This window comes from Devosia sp. ZW T5_3 (assembly GCF_044987315.1).
Lineage (GTDB): Bacteria > Pseudomonadota > Alphaproteobacteria > Rhizobiales > Devosiaceae > Devosia.
Map to the genome: position 1 here is coordinate 20,622 of NZ_JBJDRE010000025.1, position 17,292 is coordinate 37,913.

Consider the following 17,292-nt stretch of genomic DNA (forward strand, 5'->3'; position numbering starts at 1 on the left):
CCTCCTCAATTTTTTCGCCGTTCGCCGGCGTCTGTCTCCCCTCCCCCCTTGAGGGGAGGGGCGGGGGTGGGGGTCCAACCATCGGGCATGACCCCTTTCCCCCACAATGTCATTCCCGCGAAAGCGGGAACCTCCGTTTTCTTTCTGCCGTAGCCGCGATCCCCTATTCCGCCGCCCTATGCTCCGCCGCCAATTCATCGGCCGCAAAATCATCCACCTTCACCACGCGGTCGGTCGCCTCATCCGCCGCCCGCATGATCCCCGCTTCATTCTCATTGAGCACCCCGGCCGCCACCGCATCGGCAATCGCATCGCGATCCAGCCGCCGCTCGATCACGCCCTTGCGCGCCGCCTTGATGAACCGTGCCTCGATCTCCTCGGCCTCGGTCACCTTGAGCAGCCCATCTTCCAGAACGCCCGTAACGTCATCGGGGTCCATCGATACGAACACGCCCGTGGTCAGCCGGTCGCGGAACGCGCCCGGCCGCAGCACTGCCCGCACGAAGCGATAATTCACCCGGTCGCTGGCGGGCCTGGCATGCCGCCCCAGCGGGAAGCACAGGAACCGCATCGCATTGGCCAGCAGCCCGTTGGGGAAATTGGCAAACACCTCGCCAAAGGTCCGCTCCATCGCCGCGATCCGGTCCGCCATGATGGCGTCCACCAGCTCCCGATCCTCGACCAAGCGCCCCTCTTCCTCAAACCGCTTGAGCACAGCCGACATCAGGTAAAGCTCGCCCAGGATATCGGCCATCCGTCCCGAAATCTTCTGCTTGCGCTTGAGCGCCCCACCCAGCACCACCGTGGTCCAATCGGCAACGAGGGCAAAATCCTGGCTGTAGCGATGCATCTTGCGATACCAATGCCCCATTTCCGATTGCGCGGGCGCCGAGGCAAAAGCTCCATTGCTCACCCCATGCACAAAGCTGGCCGCAATATTGCGCAGCATGAATTTAGTATGCCCGCCAAAGGCGATGTCGAACTGGTCGAGCCCGGCCGCCTTGTCGGGATTTTGCGCCGCCGCAATTTCCTTGTAGAGGAAGGGATGCGCGCGCAGAACGCCCTGCGCAAAGGTCATCAGCGTGCGCGTCAATATATTGGCGCCCTCAACCGTAATGGCCACCGGCGTCGCCATATAGCCGCCGAACAGATAATTGCCCGGCCCGTCCTGAATCGCCCGCCCGCCATGAATATCGAAGGCGTCATCTACGCTCTCGCGCATGGCTTCGGTGGTGCGATATTTCAGCAGCGCCGAAATCACTGCCGGCCGCTGCCCCTCATCCACCATTGAGGCAGTCAGCCGCCGGCTCGCCTCATAGGTATAGGCGCGCTTGACCATCTCCCCGAGCGGTTCGGCCACTCCCTCCATGATCCCCACCGGAATGCCGAACTGCCTCCGGATCCGTGCATAGGCCGAACTCACCCGCAAAGCCTGCTTGATCGAGGTCGTGCCAATCGCTGGCAGCGAAATCGCCCGCCCGGTGGAGAGACACTCCATCAGCATGCGCCAGCCCTGCCCGGCCCGGTCCACCCCACCGATCAGGAAATCCATGGGAATGAACACATCCGTGCCGCGCGTCGGCCCATTCATGAAAGCCTGCCGCGCCGGAAAATGCCGCCGCCCGATTTCAACACCCGGGTGATCGCGCGGCACCAGCGCCAGTGTGATACCGATCTCTTCGCCCTTGCCGAGCAGATTGTCCGGGTCCTTGAGGATGAAGGCCAGGCCCACCAGCGTGGCAATCGGCGCCAGCGTAATGTAGCGCTTGTCCCAACTCAGCCTGATGCCCAGCACTTCGGCGCCCTGATAGTTTCCCTTGGTGACGATACCGATATCGCGCATGCCACCAGCATCCGACCCCGAATGCACGCCCGTCAGCGCAAAGCACGGCACTTCGAGGCCCTTGGCCAGCCGTCCGAGATATTTGTCCTTCTGGCTCTGCGTGCCGTATTTTTCCAGCAGCTCGCCCGGCCCGAGCGAATTGGGCACCATGACGGTGATCCCCGCCGCCACCGACCGGCTCGAAATCTTGGAAACGATCATCGACTGCGCCTGCGCGCCAAAGCCGAGCCCGCCATATTCCTTGGCAATCAGCATGCCGAGGAACCCCTTGTCCTTGAGGAACTGCCAGACCTCGGGCGACAGATCAGCGCGATTATTGCGCGTGTCCCAATCGTCGATCATGGCACAGACCTCATTGGTCGGCCCGTCGATAAACGCCTGCTCTTCCGCCGTTAGCGTCAGCGGCCGAATATCGGTCAGCTTGCTCCAGTCCGGCCTGCCGGAAAACAATTCCGCATCCCAGCCGATTGTGCCGGCATCCAGCGCGTCCTGCTCGGTCTTGCTGACCTTCGGCAAAATCGATTTGACCGCCCCATAGACCGGCCGCGTCAGCACCGGCTTGCGAATGGCCTCAACGCTGAGCAGCAACAACACCGCGCCCGGCACTAGCGCCAGCAGTAGACCACCAAACCCGCCATCGAGCGCAAGCCCGCTGCCGCCCACATCGAGCCGGCTCAGCAGCCCGATCACCAATGCCGCCACGCCCCAATGCCAGAGCGGGCTTTCCCGCCAGGCCAGCACGCCAAAAATAATGAGGCTGATCACGAAAAGCGCAAGTGTCACGGCGGCCTCCTCCCAAAACGTCAGACCGTTTCCCGGTCCTCCGGTTTCCTGCTGGGCCTGCCGCGCTCAAACCATAGCGCACCATATCCCCAGTGTTGAGACCGCACTTTACCGTGCTTTACGTAAACGTCAACTAACGACACATTACGTTCACGTAGGCCGAGGTCGCGGCCTATGTTCAAAATCCTCCGTCACCCCTTTGACGCTAACGTAAAGCCATGGAATACTGCGTGATAAGGGCAAAGCCCAAGCCGAACGGCACGAGGAGGGACATTGATGGACCAGCGGAACGAGCGGGCAATGCGCCCCTGGATCGCCAGCTACCCCGATGGCATTGCCTGGGACGTCAAGATCGATACCCGCCCCGTGCACGAACAAGTGCTGGCCGCCTGCGCCAAAAACCCCCTCGCCACCGCACTCGATTTCATGGGCGGCACCACCAGTTTTGGCGAGCTGGCCCGCAAGATCACCGCCTTTGCCGGCGCGCTGCAGACCCAGTTCGGAGTCAAAAAAGGCAGCCGCGTGGCCATCATGCTGCCCAATACCCCCTTTTACCCCATCGCCTATTACGGCGTGCTGCGGGCCGGCGGCATCGTGGTCAATTGCAACCCGCTCTACACCGTCAAGGAGCTCAGCCACATCACCGCCAATGCCGGCGCCGATCTGCTGATCACGCTCGATCTGCAGCAGATTTTCGAAAAGGCCGAACAGCTGGTCCAGCTCGGCCATGTCAAATCGCTGGTGGTCTGCCACTTCCCCGATGCGCTGCCGCTACCCAAGAAAATCCTCTATTCCATCGCCAAGCGCAAAGACCTGGCCAGGCTGCGCAAATCCGCGGTCCGCGACCGCATTGCCCTGTTCGACGACATGCTCGATCGCAAGGAAACCCCCAGCGCCGTCGTCATCGATCCCTATAAGGACATTGCCGTCCAGCAATATACCGGCGGCACCACCGGCGTGCCCAAGGGGGCTCTGCTCACCCACGCCAATATCGCCGCCAATATGAGCCAGATCGACCAATGGGGTTGCGGGCTCTTCTACCCGCCCGCCAAGGTCGTGGCCGTGCTGCCGTTCTTTCACATCTTTGCCATGACGGTCTGCATGAACGTGCCGCTCTGCAATGGCACCCAGGTGGTCATGCTGCCCCGCTTCGAGCTCAAGGCGCTGCTCGACCTCTTCGCCCGCACCAAGGCCAATGTGCTGCCTGCCGTGCCCACCCTGCTCTCGGCCATAGCCCGCGCCGAAGACCCCAATATTTCCGCTAAGCTGGCAAGCTTAGAGGTCGCCATTTCCGGCGGCGCCGCCCTGCCCAATGAAATCCGCGCCAATTTCGCCAAAAAATCCAAAGCCCTGCTGGCCGAAGGCTATGGCCTCACCGAGGCCTCGCCCGTGGTCTGCTGCGCCGCCCTACGCGTGCCGAGCAAACCCCTCTCCATCGGCCTGCCCCTCCCCGGCACCGATATTCGTTTCGTCGATATCGACACCAGGGAAGTCGCCGCCATTGGCGAGAATGGCGAGCTTGAAGTGCGCGGCCCCCAGGTCATGACTGGCTATTTCAACAATGACGAAGCCAATGGGGAAGCCTTCCACGATGGCTGGCTGCGCACCGGCGATGTTGGTCATATGGACGAAGACGGCTATGTGTTTCTGGTGGATCGCACCAAGGACCTCATCATCTGTTCGGGTTTCAACGTCTATCCCCGCATCATCGAGGAAGCGCTGATGACTCATGAGGCGGTCGAAGAAACCAATGTCATCGGCGTACCCGACGAATATCGCGGCGAGGCCCCCGTCGCCTATATCAAGCTCAAATCCGGCAAATCGGTCACCGATACCGAACTCAAACTCTTCCTCGCCGACAAGCTCAACAAGATCGAAATGCCGCGTGAAATCATTTTCAAGGACGCCCTGCCCAAGACCCTGATCGGCAAGCTTTCCAAAAAAGAGCTGCGCGAGGACTACGCTGCCACCAAGGCCAAAAAATCGTGAACCGCCCAGAGCCTGACAGCCGCGATCTCTTTGCCATTGCCGATCTGGCCAAGGAATTCGGCATTTCCACCCGCGCCATCCGCTTCTACGAAGCCAAGGGCCTGCTCGCCCCCGAACGCGTCGGCGCCACCCGCATTTTCCGCCGCCGCGACCGCGCTCGGCTGATCCTGATCCTGCGCGGCAAACGCCTCGGCTTCTCGCTGCGCGACATCTCCGATTACCTCAGCCTCTACGACGCCGACCGCAGCCAGCAGGTCAGCCTCCTCATCGGCAAGGTCGACGAACGCCTCGCTTCGCTCCAAGCCCAGCTCTCGGACCTGCAGACGACGATCAGCGAACTCAAGGAAATCAAGAAACTTGCCGACGAGCGCATCAAGGCGGGATAGGCGTCCTACAGTCCGCCCCGCGGTTTCACATTCTTGGTCATAAAGTCCGGCTTCTTTGGCTTCACCCAGCCCTTGGGCGGCTGCCGCACCGGCACTTGCGTGCCCAGCCCCATAGCGCCGGGCGGCGGCTGACTGACGGTGACACTCACCGCCCCATCCTCGCTCACCACCGGCGTCTCCCCCTTGAGCCGCGCAATCTCATTGCGGAGCGCCGCGGCCTGCTCGAAATCCATCGCCTCGGCCGCTGCCGCCATCTGCTTCTCCAGCGCCAGCAGCCGCAAATGATTGGATCGCGATGACATTGTTTTGCTCTCCTGGTTATCCAGCCCACAGGGTCTTGGCTAAGTCGCTCCAATAAAAACAGCCATATCCTCCAGCGTCCCCGCCTCCGCCGCCGGCTTGTCCCAGCGGATCCGGCTGATGCGCGGAAACCGCAGTGCCACGCCCGACTTATGCCGGCTCGACATTTGCGCGGAGTCGAATGCCACCTCGAACACCAGTTCCTTCCGAACCTCCCGCACCGGCCCGAACGAGGCCAATGTATTGGCCCGGATCCACTTGTCGAGCAGCTTCAACTCCTCATCGGTGAAGCCAAAATAGGCCTTTCCGATCGGCACGATCTCGTTCCCCTTCCACACGCCAAACGTGTAGTCCGAATAAAACGAACTCCGCTTGCCATGCCCGCGCTGGGCATACATCAGCACGGCATCGACCACATTAGGGTCGCGCTTCCACTTGAACCAATAGCCCTTGGGCCGGCCCGGCACATAGGGCGAGGTGCGGAGCTTGATCATCACTCCCTCGTGCCCGTGCTCGTCCGCCCCCTGCCGCCGCAGCCGCGCCAGGTCATCCCAATCGGTGAACGGCAGCACCTCGGACAGGTCCAGTCGCGTCTGCGGATTGGCCGCGAACCATGCTTCGAGCCGCTTGCGCCGCTCCGTCCATCCCAGCACCCGCACATCCTCGCGTCCATCGAACAGCATGTCATAAACGCGAATAAACGCCGGACTCTCCTTGAGATGCTTGGCCGACGCCACCTTCTTGTTCAGCCGCTGCTGCAGGTCGTTGAACGAGCCCGGCTCGAAATCCCGGCCCACCAGCAATTCCCCGTCGAGCACCGCCAGCCCATGCACATTTTCGACAATGTCGGGAAATGCCGTCGCGATATCATCGCCCGTGCGCGAAAACAGCGACACCGTCCCCCCGCCCAACACCAGTTGCACCCGAATGCCGTCCCACTTCCACTCGGCCGAGAAATCCCTGGGGTCGAGCTTGGCGAGGTCCTTTTCCTCGTCGATCGGATTGCTCAGCATCAAGGGATGAAACCGCGCCGATTGATCGATATCCGGCCGCCCCGCTCTGCCATCAAGCCAGGCGAAGAGGTCGAGATAAGGCACCTTGAGCCCGTGCCAGACTTCCTCGATTTCCTGCACCTCGACGCCACTCATCTCAGCTAACGCCGTCTTGGCCAGCCGCGCCGACACACCAATGCGCAGCGCCCCCGTCGCCAGCTTCACCAGCGCCCAGCGCTCATTGATCCCGGCCCGCGTCAGCAGCGAGGCGATCAATTTTGGCAATTCGCTCTTGGAGGTGGTATTGAACAGCTCGATCAGATCGGTCAGCGACGGCAGGTCTTCCTGCGCTCCGTGATGCGGCCAGATCAGCGCAATCGTCTCGCCCAGGTCCCCGACATAATCGTAGCTCATGGCGAACAGCGTCGCGTCCACCTCGGCCAGCACGGTTTCCTTGAGCAGAGCCGGCTTCACATTGCGAAAACTCAGCGCCCCGGTCAGCACCGCCAGCGCAAAGCCCCGGTCCGGGTCCGGCACCTCGCGAAAATATTGCGTCAGCGCCGCCAGCTTTCGCGTCCGCGACGGCGTCAGCGCCAACAGCTCCAGCAATTGGGCAAACCGCTTCACGCCTCGCCCTCCCCGCCATCGTCCTCAAAACCCTGGATATTGAGCGGCTCGGCTGTCAGCCCCTGCGTCTGGCACCAATAGACCAGCGCATCCTCGCGCCCATGCGTCACCCACACGGTTTTCGCCCGGGTTTCGCGGATGGTCTGCTGCAATTCTCCCCAATCGCAATGGTCCGAAATCACCAGCGGCAATTCCACCAGCGCCTGTCTTGCGCGTTGTTTCACACTCATCCATCCCGAGGCCTGGCAGGTCACCGGATCGGGAAATCGCCGGCTCCAGCGGTCGCGAATAGCCGAGGGTGGCGCGATCACGATCTGCCCGGCAAAAGCCGCCTTGGGCACATCCAGCGCCGGCCGCAAATCCCCCAGGCTCACGCCCAGTTCCTCATAAAGCGCACAGAGCCGGAGCATCGCCCCATGCAGATAAATCGGCGCGTCATAGCCGGCATCCCGCAATAGCGCGATTACCCGCTGGGCTTTGCCTAACGCATAGCAACCGATCAGATGGGCCCGCTCAGGATTGTCCGCCACCGATTTCAGCAGTCGCCCGATTTCAATGCTCGGCTGCGGATGCTGAAACACCGGCAGCCCAAACGTCGCCTCGGTGACCAGCAGGTCACATTCCACCAGCTCATAAGGCTGCGCCGTTCGGTCCCTGAGGCGCTTGTAATCCCCCGTCACCACCACCCGCTGCCCGACCTGCTCCACCAGCACCTGCGCCGAACCCAGAATATGCCCCGCCGGCAGCAGCGTGATCGTCACCTCATCGATCCGCAATGGCACGCCAAAATCCAGCGCCTCGAACCGCCCGGCACAGTCCTCGCCATACCGCGTCTTCATGATGGCAATCGTATCGGGCGTCGCCAGCACCGCCCCATGCCCCGCCCGCGCATGGTCCGCATGCCCATGGGTAACAATCGCCCGCTCCCGCGGCACGCTCGGATCGATATAGGCATCGATCGCCTTGATATGCAGATTTCGATCGAGGATCGGACTGGCCATGGCGCGATGATAACGCAAGGCGGGCAGACCTGGTTCAGATTCTGACACAACCCCATCAGTCATCATCCCTCGCCCCTTGTGGGAGAGGGACTGATCATTCTGCGTTCAGCAGAATGATCAGGGTGAGGGGTTCTGCGCCATCCCATGCCAGAAGCGCAGAAAAACACCCCTCATCCGCCCTGTGGGCACCTTCTCCCACAAGGGGAGAAGGAGGCAGTGGGCGCTAAACCGCTTCCTCAAAGCACCTTGCTGACTTTCAACAGTCCCGGCCGCGTCTCATTGGCTGCGGTGATTGCCGCTTCTCCGCCCAGCACCACGACATGGCCATGCCGCGCCACCGCGTCCACCGCCTCGGCCAGCCGCTTGAAGTCAGCTGCACTCGTGCCCAAAATCTCATCGCGCCGCTGCTGCCGGATCGCATCCGTCGTCCCCGTCAGCTGCCGCCACATCGAGGAATACCCCTTGGCATCGGGGAATTCATAGCCGTCGATATCCCCGATCACCCCAATGATCGAGCGCGTCAGATCATTCTCGCCAATCCCGGCATTCAGCGCCTTGGCCGCCCCATCATAGGCATCCAGGGTCTTGAGCAGATTGGGATCGCGATAGGACAGAAACGAGAAATTGCCCGAGGTCAGGTCAAACCGGCTCGACCCACCATAGGCGCCGCCCTGCACCCGCACCTTGTCCCACAAATAAGTGGTGTTCAAAAACTTCAGCACCACGCTGGACGCCCCGGTCAGCTCGAACCCGAGCGCGCGCAGATTAGCGCCCTTGCCCACATAATTGACCTGCGCCGGAATGATCAGCCCTTCCGACTTGGGCGCGAGATCGACCGACCAATCGGCAAAAGCCGGTGTGCCATTGGGCAGCCGCCCCAGGAAGCTCTCAATCTCCGCCTTGGCCCGATCCCATAGCGATCCGTCGGCGGTGACATTGACCACCATATGCCCGCGCTGGAACAGCGTGTCGCGAATGCGCACCAGCGCCGCTTCCACACTGGCCCAATCGCTATCGATCCGCTGCACCAATTCGCGCAGAAAGCCCAGATAGCTCACACCGCCCGATTGCTCGGCAATCCAGCCCGCCTCGGTCAGCCCGGATTTCAGCCTGGTATCGACAATGGCATTGCCCCCCGGCACCAGCCGCGTTTCGAAGCCGGCCTTTTCTTCCAACGCCATCTGGCGGAACCGCTCGCGATTATCCAGCCGCGCATCGAGCAACACGTCGCCCATAATGGCGAGCATTTCCTCATGCTTGTCCGGCACGGCCTTGCCCGAGAGGAAAAACCACGCCGCGCTGCCATCGCTTCCCTGCCGCGCCGACAGTCCCCGATGCTGGGCAATCCCGCCCGTCGAGCGCCCGATGCGCTGCGTCAGCGATACGAAATCCTGTTTGCTCGTCCCGGTCTGGAGCAGCGCCCGCCCGAACAACGGCAGATATGGCAGAAGCTCCTTGTCCAGCACATGCAGGTCAAAGCCCAGATCGAGATAGACGATCCCCAGCGTCTGCAGGTCATGATAAAACAGCCTGGTATCGGCCAGCGTGCCGATGTCGATCGGCACCGTCCGGCTTTCGCGCGGCAGATCGGCCAGTGTCAGCGTCGGAATCTTGGCCAGTTCCGCCGGATCATCCACGCTTTCCTGCAAGGCCTTGAGCTTTTCGGTCTCTGCCACCACCGCTTCCAGCGCCGCTTCATCCAGCCCCTGCCGCACAGCGGCCAGCTTCGCCACTTCTTCGGCTGCTTCGCGCGCCCCCTGATCGGGATCCGCGCTCAGCGTCACCGTGGTGCGGTGGGTATTGTCGAGGAAGAGACGGGAAATTTCCCTGGCGAAATGTCCCTCCGCCGCCTTGGCCTTGAGGCTTGCCAGTGGCCCCTCGAAAGCCAGCGGCTCCAACGGATTCCCGCCATGCAACCAGCCATTCATGGCGGTGAACATATAGGTCATGCCACGCGGGTAAGATCCGGTATTGTTCTCGCGCAGCGAGAACTCGAATGTATTGATCGCCGCTTCCAGCTGGTCCTCGGCAAACCCCTTGTCGGCGACATCCTTGAGCGTCGACAGGATCAGCGCTTCGACCTTTTCGGCATCCGCCGCGTCGATCCCCTTCATGCCGAAACTCGCCATCGGCTGGCGCAGGCCCGAGCCAATGCCGCCCCCGGTCATGCCCTCGCCCAGCCCCGATTCGGTCAGCGCCTTGCGCAAAGGGGCAGCGGGATTCCCCGCCAGCAGATAGCTCAGCATGGAATGGCTCAATGCTTCCGTACGGTCCACTGGCGGATCGATCATCCAATTGACCGACACCATGCCGTCCCGCGCCTTGCCCTCACTTTTGGGCCCGGCATAGGTGGCCACGATCTGCCGCGGCGCATTGAACCGCGGCTGCAACTGCACCTCGGCATCCACGTCGAGCCGTTCGAACTGGCTGAAATATTCGTCGAGGATAGCGAGGCGCTTGCCCGCATCATCATCGCCCGAGAAAAACGCCCGCGTATTGGACGGGTGATAGAAAGTGTCGTGAAAGTCCTTGAACTGCTTGTAGGTCAGCTCGGGAATAGCCTTGGGATCGCCGCCGGACGATTTGCCATAGGTGATATCGGGGTAGAGCGAGCGCTGGCTGAGATCGCGCATCACCGCGTCTGGCGAGGAAAACACGCCCTTCATCTCATTGAACACCACGCCCTTATAAACCAGTGGCGCCTGCACATTCTCGAGCTCGTAATGCCAGCCTTCCTGGCGGAACGTGTCTTCGCTGATCAGCGGAAAAAACACCGCATCCAGATACACATCAACGAGGTTGTAAAAGTCTTTGAGGTTCTGGCTGGCCACCGGGTAGGCGGTCTTGTCCGGAAATGTCATGGCATTGAGGAATGTGTGCATGCTGCCCTTGAGCAGTTCCACAAACGGCTTCTTGACCGGATATTTGCGCGATCCGCACAGCACCGAATGCTCAAGAATATGCGCAATCCCGGTCGAATCCTGCGGCGGCGTCTTGAAGGTTACGCCGAACACCTTGTTCTCATCGTCATTGACGAGGCTCAGCACCTCCGCCCCGGTCTTTTTGTGCCGGAACAATTGCGCCTGCGAATTGACCTCCGCGATATGCTCGTCACGGATCAGCTCGAATGCGGGATGGGACATAAGGAATACTCGGCAGGGTTCTTATCGATTGCCTCCAAGGTAGGCACCCCTACCCCGATCCGCCAGCCCCTGCTGCCACACCATTACGCATTTGTAACGCGGTTCGCCCAGACCCGTCCGAGAAAGTCCCGGATCAGCGGCACCATGTCGTCAAGGCTGGTCTCCAGCGCCCAATGGCCGGCATCGAGCAGGTGCAGTTCGCAGCGCGGCAGGTCGCGCTGATAGGCGCGGGCGGATTCCTCGGGCATATAGCCGTCCTGCGGCCCCCACAGGATCAGCGCCGGCGGCTGGTGCTCGCGCAGATAGGCCTGGTAACGCCCAAACCAGTCCAGGTTCTGCTCCAGCCCCTTGATGATGTCCACCATGATGGCCTTGCGCCGCGGCGTCATCAGCGACCAGTGATAAAGCCAGAGTTCGGGCGGCAGGGTTTCGGCCAGTTCGGGCCGCACCGCATTGAGATATTCTTCCCTGAACCCCTCCTGGCTCACCGCATCTTCGATGGCCTTGCCATGCTCGGGACTCTTGTCGGCGAAATAGGCCTTGAGCCCCCCATATTTGGGGCCCAGCACGTCCTCGTAGATGTCTCCGTTCTGAATGATCAGCCCGGCAATCCATTCGGGCCGCAAGATGGCTAGGCGCAGCCCGATCTGCGAGCCAAAATCGTGCAGGTAAAGCACCAGCCGCTGCACGCCCAGCCTCTCGGCAAAGCGCTCCAGAAACCGCGCATAGCCGTCAAAGCTATAATCGAACTCCTCCGGGGTGGCGCTCAATCCCTGTCCGGGAAAGTCCGGCGCCAGCAGCCGATAGCGGTCGGCCAGCGCCGGCATCAGCCCGCGGAATTCCATCGACGAGCCGGGATAGCCATGCGGCAAGAGCAAAACCGGGCCATCGGCCGGCCCCGCCTCGCGATAAAAGATATCGACCCCATCGACGTCCATGCGCCGGTGCTTGGTCAACCGGTCAAGATTACGCCGCTCGGCCTGCCAGCTCTCGCTCATGTCGGTTCTCCTTGCCTGTCTCAACGGCAGACCCCCGACATGGTTCAGCGTGGCTGGCCCATGGGCCTATTCGAAATAATCCGGGAAATCCTCGATCGTCTGGGTCAGCAGCACTTCGGCGCGTTCCAGATGTTCGCGCATGGCCTGCTCGGCCGCCGCCACATCGGCCTTGCCCACCGCGGCGGCGATCTCCTTGTGCTCGGCAATGGCGCGCTGGCTCGAGGAGACGCCCAACGTCAAATAGCGCACCCGATCGAGCTGGATCTTGTGGTCGTCGATCAGCTGCCATGCATATTCCACCCCCGCCAGCCGGGCGAGCGTGCGGTGAAACAATTCATCCAGCGTATGAAACGCTGCCCGGTCATTGGCCGCCGAGGCCTTTTCCTGGTCGGCGATCAACCCGTTGAGCACGGCCAGGGCATCCTTGCCCGGCTTGGCCGCCACCCGCCGAATGATCTCGACCTCGATGGATTCGCGGATGAACCGCGATTGCCGCACCCCGTCGGGCGAGATTTTCTTGACCACGGTTGCCCGCTTGGGCCGGATCAGCAGCAATCCCTGCTGCGCCAGGCGGATAAACGCCTCGCGCACCGGCTGGCGCGACACCCCATAGCGCCCCGCAATATCGCTTTCGGAAATCACATCGCCCGGCCGCAGGGCCATGGTGACAATCTCGTCGCGCAATGCGCGCACGACGCGCAGCGCAATGGTTTCCTCGTTCGTTTCCAGCACCTGGGCCATCGTCTCGTTGTTTCCTCCCAACCATGCCTGCTTTGATCGCGCCCAATTCCCCCAATCGGCCGCGATCCACAGGTTTTTGGTCTTTTGCCTGCGCGCCCCGTCTACCGGCCCCTCAATCGAGGAGGGAGCTTCCCACTTTCAAAATAATCAAAAGAACTAGTGCCCCTCGCAATCTTGTATGGTAGATGCTTCATCGTTGCCTGTCCATGGGCGCAATAATCGCATCGAGACTGGAGAAAATCGAATGGCCAAGACCTATGCACTGGTGGGAACCGGGGGTCGGGCGCGGATGTTTTATGAAGCCATCCTGGGTCCTCATCGCGAACATTCCCGGCTCGTCGCGCTTTGCGACACCAACCAGGTCCGCATGGATTACACCAATCGCGCGATCGAAAAAGAGCTGTCCGGCAAGGCCGTCCCCACCTACAAGGCCGCCGACTTTGCCACGATGATCGCCGAGGCCAAGCCCGATACCGTCATCGTCACCTCGATCGATCGCACCCACCATCAATACATCATTGCGGCGCTCGAAGCCGGCTGCGACGTCATCACCGAAAAACCGATGACCACCGATCCCGAAAAGTGCCAGGCCATCCTGGACGCGGTCGAGCGGACCGGCCGTTCGGTGCGGGTGACCTTCAATTACCGTTACGCTCCGCATAATTCGGCCCTGCGCGAACTGATCGTCGAAGGCGCCATCGGCACCCCCACTTCGGTGCATTTCGAATGGCTGCTCGACACCCGCCACGGCGCCGACTATTTCCGCCGCTGGCACCGCGACAAGCGCAATAGTGGCGGCCTGATGGTCCACAAATCGACCCACCATTTCGATCTGGTCAATTTCTGGCTCGGCAGCCAGCCCGACACGGTCTTTGCCATGGGCGACCTCAAATTCTACGGCCGCGCCAATGCCGAGGAGCGCGGGGTCTTCACCCCCTATACCCGCACCACCGGCGTCGAAGCGGCCAAGGATGATCCCTTCGCTATCGACCTCACCGCCAACCCGGTCCAGAAGGGCCTCTATTGGGACGGCGAAAAGGAAGACGGCTACCAGCGCGACCAGAACGTGTTCGGCGACGGCATCTCCATCGAAGACACGATGAATGTCATGGTCCGCTACCGCAACAAGGCGGTGATGACCTATTCGCTCTATGCCTATGCCCCCTGGGAAGGCTTCAACGTCGCCATCAACGGCACCGGCGGTCGCCTCGAGCTAATGGTGCGCGAAACCTCCTACATCAATGCCGGCTCCACCTCGACCGCCGAAGGCGCAGCCAAGGGCATCGATCTCTATCACTTCCCCCTGCACGGCGAAGCCCGCGTCATCCCGATCAAGCATGCCGAAGGCGGCCATGGTGGCGGCGACAATATCATGCTCAACGAAATCTTCGGCGACGCCACGCCCCGACCCGGCTACGGCGCCAACCATCGCGATGGTGCGCTATCGATCCTGACCGGCATCGCCGCCAACCAGTCCTTCGCCACCGGCCTGCCGGTAAACGTTGGCAAACTGGTTCGGCTCTAAGCCATAGGGCCTGGCGCGCTTTCGCGCCGGGCCCACCCACGGTGTCGCCCCAAACCCGATGTCACCGCGGCGCAGGCCGGGGCCCATCTCGAGATGCAACCGCAGCCGCAAGGTTTATGAGCAGCCCAAAATCGGGATTTCGCCATCTGCGCGAGTCCCTCCATTCATCGTCATCACCCGGCTCGTCCGGGTGATCCATCTCTCAGCATCAGCGGCAGCAATGGATTGCCCGGACAAGCCGGGCAATGACGATGGAACTTGATTTGGTCGGACGTGGCGAAGTCCACCTGTGAAATTCCCCACCACCCCTACCCAAACCCGCCCAAAATCATGCTAACGCTAGGCCAACCATCTGCCTGAGTCTCCGACTGAGACGTGACTGGCCGGCCTGGAGATTTGATGAAGGTAGCAATCGACATGGGCGCGACGACGGGGTCTGCGCCCGCCACGCTCGATCTCGAGGAATTGCTGGCCACGCGCCTTTTGGTGCAGGGTAATTCCGGCTCCGGCAAATCCCATTTGCTGCGCCGCCTGCTCGAGCAATCCGCTCCCTGGGTGCAGCAATGCATTGTCGATCCCGAGGGCGATTTCGTCACCCTGGCCGATAAATTCGGCCATGTCGTGGTCGATGCCACCCGCACCGAAGCCGAACTCACCCGCATTGCCGGTCGTATCCGCCAGCACCGCGTCTCCGTCGTGCTCAATCTTGAAGGCCTCGACGTCGAGCAGCAAATGCGCGCCGCCGCCGCCTTCCTGGGCGGCATGTTCGATGCCGATCGCGATTTCTGGTATCCCGTGCTCGTCGTCGTCGACGAAGCCCAGCTCTTCGCCCCCTCCGTGGCCGGCGAAGTCAGTGACGAAGCCCGCAAACTCTCGCTTGGCGCCATGACCAATCTCATGTGCCGCGGCCGCAAACGGGGCCTGGCCGGCGTCATCGCCACCCAGCGCCTCGCCAAGCTGGCCAAGAACGTCGCCGCCGAAGCCAGCAATTTCCTGATGGGCCGCACCTTCCTCGATATCGACATGGCCCGCGCCGCCGATCTGCTGGGTATGGAAAAGCGCCAGGCCGAGCAGTTCCGCGATCTGGCCCGCGGCCATTTCGTCGCCCTCGGCCCCGCCATTTCCCGCCGCCCCATGCCGGTCACCATCGGCGCGGTCGAAACCTCGGCCCGCTCCACCAGCCCCAAGCTGACCCCCTTCGAAGCGCCTGTTGACGCCGCCGAGCTGATCTTCACGGCCAGCCCAGAAGAGATCACCCGTCCCGTCGTGCGCCGGCCAGCACCACCGCCGCCGCCCTCGACCAATGAACTGCTGGCCCAGGTCGCCCGCGCCCGCCCCGAAGTGGAAGCTGCGCCGCAAAGCCTCTTCCCCGAGATCGACGAGGCCGAACGCGAAAGCCAGATCGACGCCATCATGGTCGAGCTGCTCGGCGATCCCGACGCCAGCTTCCGCACCGTCGCCGTGCTCTATCAGGATTTTCTGGTCCGCTGCCGCATCCGCCGCGTACCCGGCGAGCCCCCGGCTTTGCCCGCCTTCAAGCGCAAGCTCGCCGTCGCCCGCGTCGCCCCCGACAGCGAAACCGCCCAATCCGACGGCTGGCAAACCGCGCTATCCCTATCCGAAACCCTCTCCGATGACGTGCAGGGCGTCTTCCTCGTGCTGGCCCAAGCCGCCCTCACCAATGCCCCCTGCCCCTCCGACGCGACCCTGGCCCGCCTTTACGGCACCCATTCGGCCAGCCGCGCAAGGCGCCTCCTCACCTGGTTCGAAGAACGGGGCCTGCTCGTCGTCCGCCTCGACTTTCGCAACAACCGCGTCGTCGCCTTCCCCGACCTCAACGCCGAAACCGCCGCCGGCGACCCCAACGGCCCCGACACCATGGTGGACGAACGCGGCGCAGCCGAGTAGGCGCCTCTTTCTCCCCTCGCCCCTTGAGGGAGAGGGACAGTAATTTCTTCGTCCAGAAGAAATTACAGGGTGAGGGGTTGGGAGCTAGCCCATGCTTCAATGCTGAAGCAAAAACCTACCCCACCTCCGCCACAAACCGATACCGCCCGGTCTCCCCGGCCCCCAACACCACCGTCGACGGCCGGGCCTCGATCCCGTCCCCGCGTCCCACCGCTGCTGCGGTGCCATGCCACGGCTCAAGGCAAATAAACGGCGCATCCGCCTGTTTGGTCCAGAACGCCAGGTTCGGCAAATTCTCCCAGGTCAGGTGCACTTGCGCGCCCTCGGCGCCATAGCGCAGCCCACTCCCCGCCCCTTCTAAAAAGATCATCGTGTCGCCGGTAAACCGGCTTCGGTCCAGCGCCAGCACGCCATTCACAAATGGCGACGGTCGCGGCTGCGGATCGACCAGCCCACCTTCGAGCCGCGCCAAAGCCGGCGACCCGCCGCTATCGAGCCGGATCGTGTGATCCTGCCCTTCGCAGCCCGGTAGCGGCCATAGAAAGGCCGGATGAAACCCGATTCCATACGGCATCGGCCGAGTGTCCCTGTTGGTTACCTCCGCCGTCACCGCTATCGCTGATCCCACAACCCGGTGCTCCAGGCTGAGCACAAAGTCGAACGGATAGATCGACCGGGTGGCCTGGCTCGCCGTCAGCTCGAACCGGCAGAAATCGTCCCCGCTCGCCACCAGCGCAAATTCACTCCGCCGCGCAAAACCATGCTGCCCCATCGGATAGCGCACGCCCCCGATACTGACATGATCATCCGGCGCCTTGCCCACAATCGGAAACAATATCGGCGACCGCCCCGTCCAGAACGCGGCATCCCCGTTCCACAGCCAATCCCGCCCATCCTGCGTCGTCAGCGACTGCATCTCGGCCCCCAGCGCCGAAACCTCGACGCTCAAATGCTCATTGCCGATCCTGATATTGCTCATGCCGCACTCCTGAATACCCACGCACGCTACCCGCCCCACAAGTGGGAGGGGCGGACTGACGGATTGCGGGCGAGTGG

At 62.3% G+C, this 17,292-nt stretch carries 12 protein-coding genes; 4 read left to right on the forward strand and 8 right to left on the reverse strand.

Going from position 1 to position 17,292, the window contains the following annotated elements; all coding sequences use genetic code 11:
* Positions 1-163 precede the first annotated feature (163 nt).
* Positions 164-2,626 carry an acyl-CoA dehydrogenase gene (locus ACI3KW_RS21990; protein ID WP_404849857.1) on the reverse strand — a complete coding sequence of 821 codons (2,463 nt, stop codon included), beginning with the start codon at positions 2,624-2,626 and terminating at the stop codon, positions 164-166.
* Positions 2,627-2,902: 276 nt separating this feature from the next.
* Between ACI3KW_RS21990 and ACI3KW_RS21995 the strand changes: the two genes are divergently transcribed.
* Together ACI3KW_RS21995 and ACI3KW_RS22000 are read left to right on the forward strand one after the other, a co-directional pair.
* Entirely contained in the window at positions 2,903-4,615 is a 1,713-nt protein-coding gene (locus ACI3KW_RS21995) for a long-chain-fatty-acid--CoA ligase (RefSeq protein ID WP_404849858.1), read from the forward strand.
* Positions 4,612-5,001 carry a MerR family DNA-binding protein gene (locus tag ACI3KW_RS22000; RefSeq protein WP_404849859.1) on the forward strand — a complete coding sequence of 130 codons (390 nt, stop codon included), beginning with the start codon at positions 4,612-4,614 and terminating at the stop codon, positions 4,999-5,001. The genes ACI3KW_RS21995 and ACI3KW_RS22000 overlap by 4 nt, the downstream gene beginning before the upstream one ends.
* A gap of 5 nt (positions 5,002-5,006) precedes the next feature.
* Here ACI3KW_RS22000 and ACI3KW_RS22005 read toward each other — a convergent pair whose 3' ends face one another.
* From ACI3KW_RS22005 to ACI3KW_RS22030, 6 genes are all read right to left on the reverse strand, one after another.
* Positions 5,007-5,303 (reverse strand): UvrB/UvrC motif-containing protein, encoded by a 297-nt coding sequence (locus ACI3KW_RS22005; protein WP_404849860.1) that lies wholly within the window; start codon positions 5,301-5,303, stop codon positions 5,007-5,009.
* A 39-nt stretch (positions 5,304-5,342) separates the two neighbouring features.
* A complete protein-coding gene (locus ACI3KW_RS22010; RefSeq protein ID WP_404849861.1) occupies positions 5,343-6,920 on the reverse strand; it encodes a cisplatin damage response ATP-dependent DNA ligase in 1,578 nt (525 codons plus the stop codon).
* On the reverse strand, positions 6,917-7,921 hold the full coding sequence (locus ACI3KW_RS22015; RefSeq protein WP_404849862.1) for a ligase-associated DNA damage response exonuclease: 1,005 nt from the start codon (positions 7,919-7,921) through the stop codon (positions 6,917-6,919). Before ACI3KW_RS22015 ends, ACI3KW_RS22010 begins: the two co-directional genes overlap by 4 nt.
* Before the next feature lie 236 nt (positions 7,922-8,157).
* Positions 8,158-11,064, reverse strand: a complete 2,907-nt coding sequence (locus ACI3KW_RS22020) for an insulinase family protein (protein ID WP_404849863.1) — start codon at positions 11,062-11,064, stop codon at positions 8,158-8,160.
* A gap of 83 nt (positions 11,065-11,147) precedes the next feature.
* A complete protein-coding gene (locus ACI3KW_RS22025) occupies positions 11,148-12,062 on the reverse strand; it encodes an alpha/beta fold hydrolase (RefSeq protein ID WP_404849864.1) in 915 nt (304 codons plus the stop codon).
* 66 nt (positions 12,063-12,128) lie between these two features.
* A complete protein-coding gene (locus ACI3KW_RS22030; RefSeq protein ID WP_262171512.1) occupies positions 12,129-12,803 on the reverse strand; it encodes a GntR family transcriptional regulator in 675 nt (224 codons plus the stop codon).
* Positions 12,804-13,047: 244 nt separating this feature from the next.
* Between ACI3KW_RS22030 and ACI3KW_RS22035 the strand changes: the two genes are divergently transcribed.
* A complete protein-coding gene (locus ACI3KW_RS22035; protein WP_404849865.1) occupies positions 13,048-14,328 on the forward strand; it encodes a Gfo/Idh/MocA family oxidoreductase in 1,281 nt (426 codons plus the stop codon).
* 399 nt (positions 14,329-14,727) lie between these two features.
* Positions 14,728-16,236: a helicase HerA domain-containing protein gene (locus ACI3KW_RS22040; RefSeq protein WP_404849866.1), complete on the forward strand. Its 1,509-nt coding sequence runs from the start codon at positions 14,728-14,730 to the stop codon at positions 16,234-16,236.
* Between the two features lie 115 nt (positions 16,237-16,351).
* Here ACI3KW_RS22040 and ACI3KW_RS22045 read toward each other — a convergent pair whose 3' ends face one another.
* Positions 16,352-17,215, reverse strand: a complete 864-nt coding sequence (locus ACI3KW_RS22045) for an aldose 1-epimerase family protein (protein ID WP_404849867.1) — start codon at positions 17,213-17,215, stop codon at positions 16,352-16,354.
* Positions 17,216-17,292 lie beyond the last annotated feature (77 nt).

Excerpts from the sequence above, each read along its gene's own strand:
- ACI3KW_RS22015 (WP_404849862.1), bottom strand. The coding sequence starts at position 7,921 with ATGGCCAGTCCGATCCTCGATCGAAATCTGCATATCAAGGCGATCGAT.
- ACI3KW_RS22005 (WP_404849860.1), bottom strand. The coding sequence starts at position 5,303 with ATGTCATCGCGATCCAATCATTTGCGGCTGCTGGCGCTGGAGAAGCAG.
- ACI3KW_RS22045 (WP_404849867.1), bottom strand. The coding sequence starts at position 17,215 with ATGAGCAATATCAGGATCGGCAATGAGCATTTGAGCGTCGAGGTTTCG.
- ACI3KW_RS22035 (WP_404849865.1), top strand. The coding sequence starts at position 13,048 with ATGGCCAAGACCTATGCACTGGTGGGAACCGGGGGTCGGGCGCGGATG.
- ACI3KW_RS22030 (WP_262171512.1), bottom strand. The coding sequence starts at position 12,803 with ATGGCCCAGGTGCTGGAAACGAACGAGGAAACCATTGCGCTGCGCGTC.
- ACI3KW_RS22040 (WP_404849866.1), top strand. The coding sequence starts at position 14,728 with ATGAAGGTAGCAATCGACATGGGCGCGACGACGGGGTCTGCGCCCGCC.
- ACI3KW_RS22025 (WP_404849864.1), bottom strand. The coding sequence starts at position 12,062 with ATGAGCGAGAGCTGGCAGGCCGAGCGGCGTAATCTTGACCGGTTGACC.
- ACI3KW_RS21995 (WP_404849858.1), top strand. The coding sequence starts at position 2,903 with ATGGACCAGCGGAACGAGCGGGCAATGCGCCCCTGGATCGCCAGCTAC.
- ACI3KW_RS22020 (WP_404849863.1), bottom strand. The coding sequence starts at position 11,064 with ATGTCCCATCCCGCATTCGAGCTGATCCGTGACGAGCATATCGCGGAG.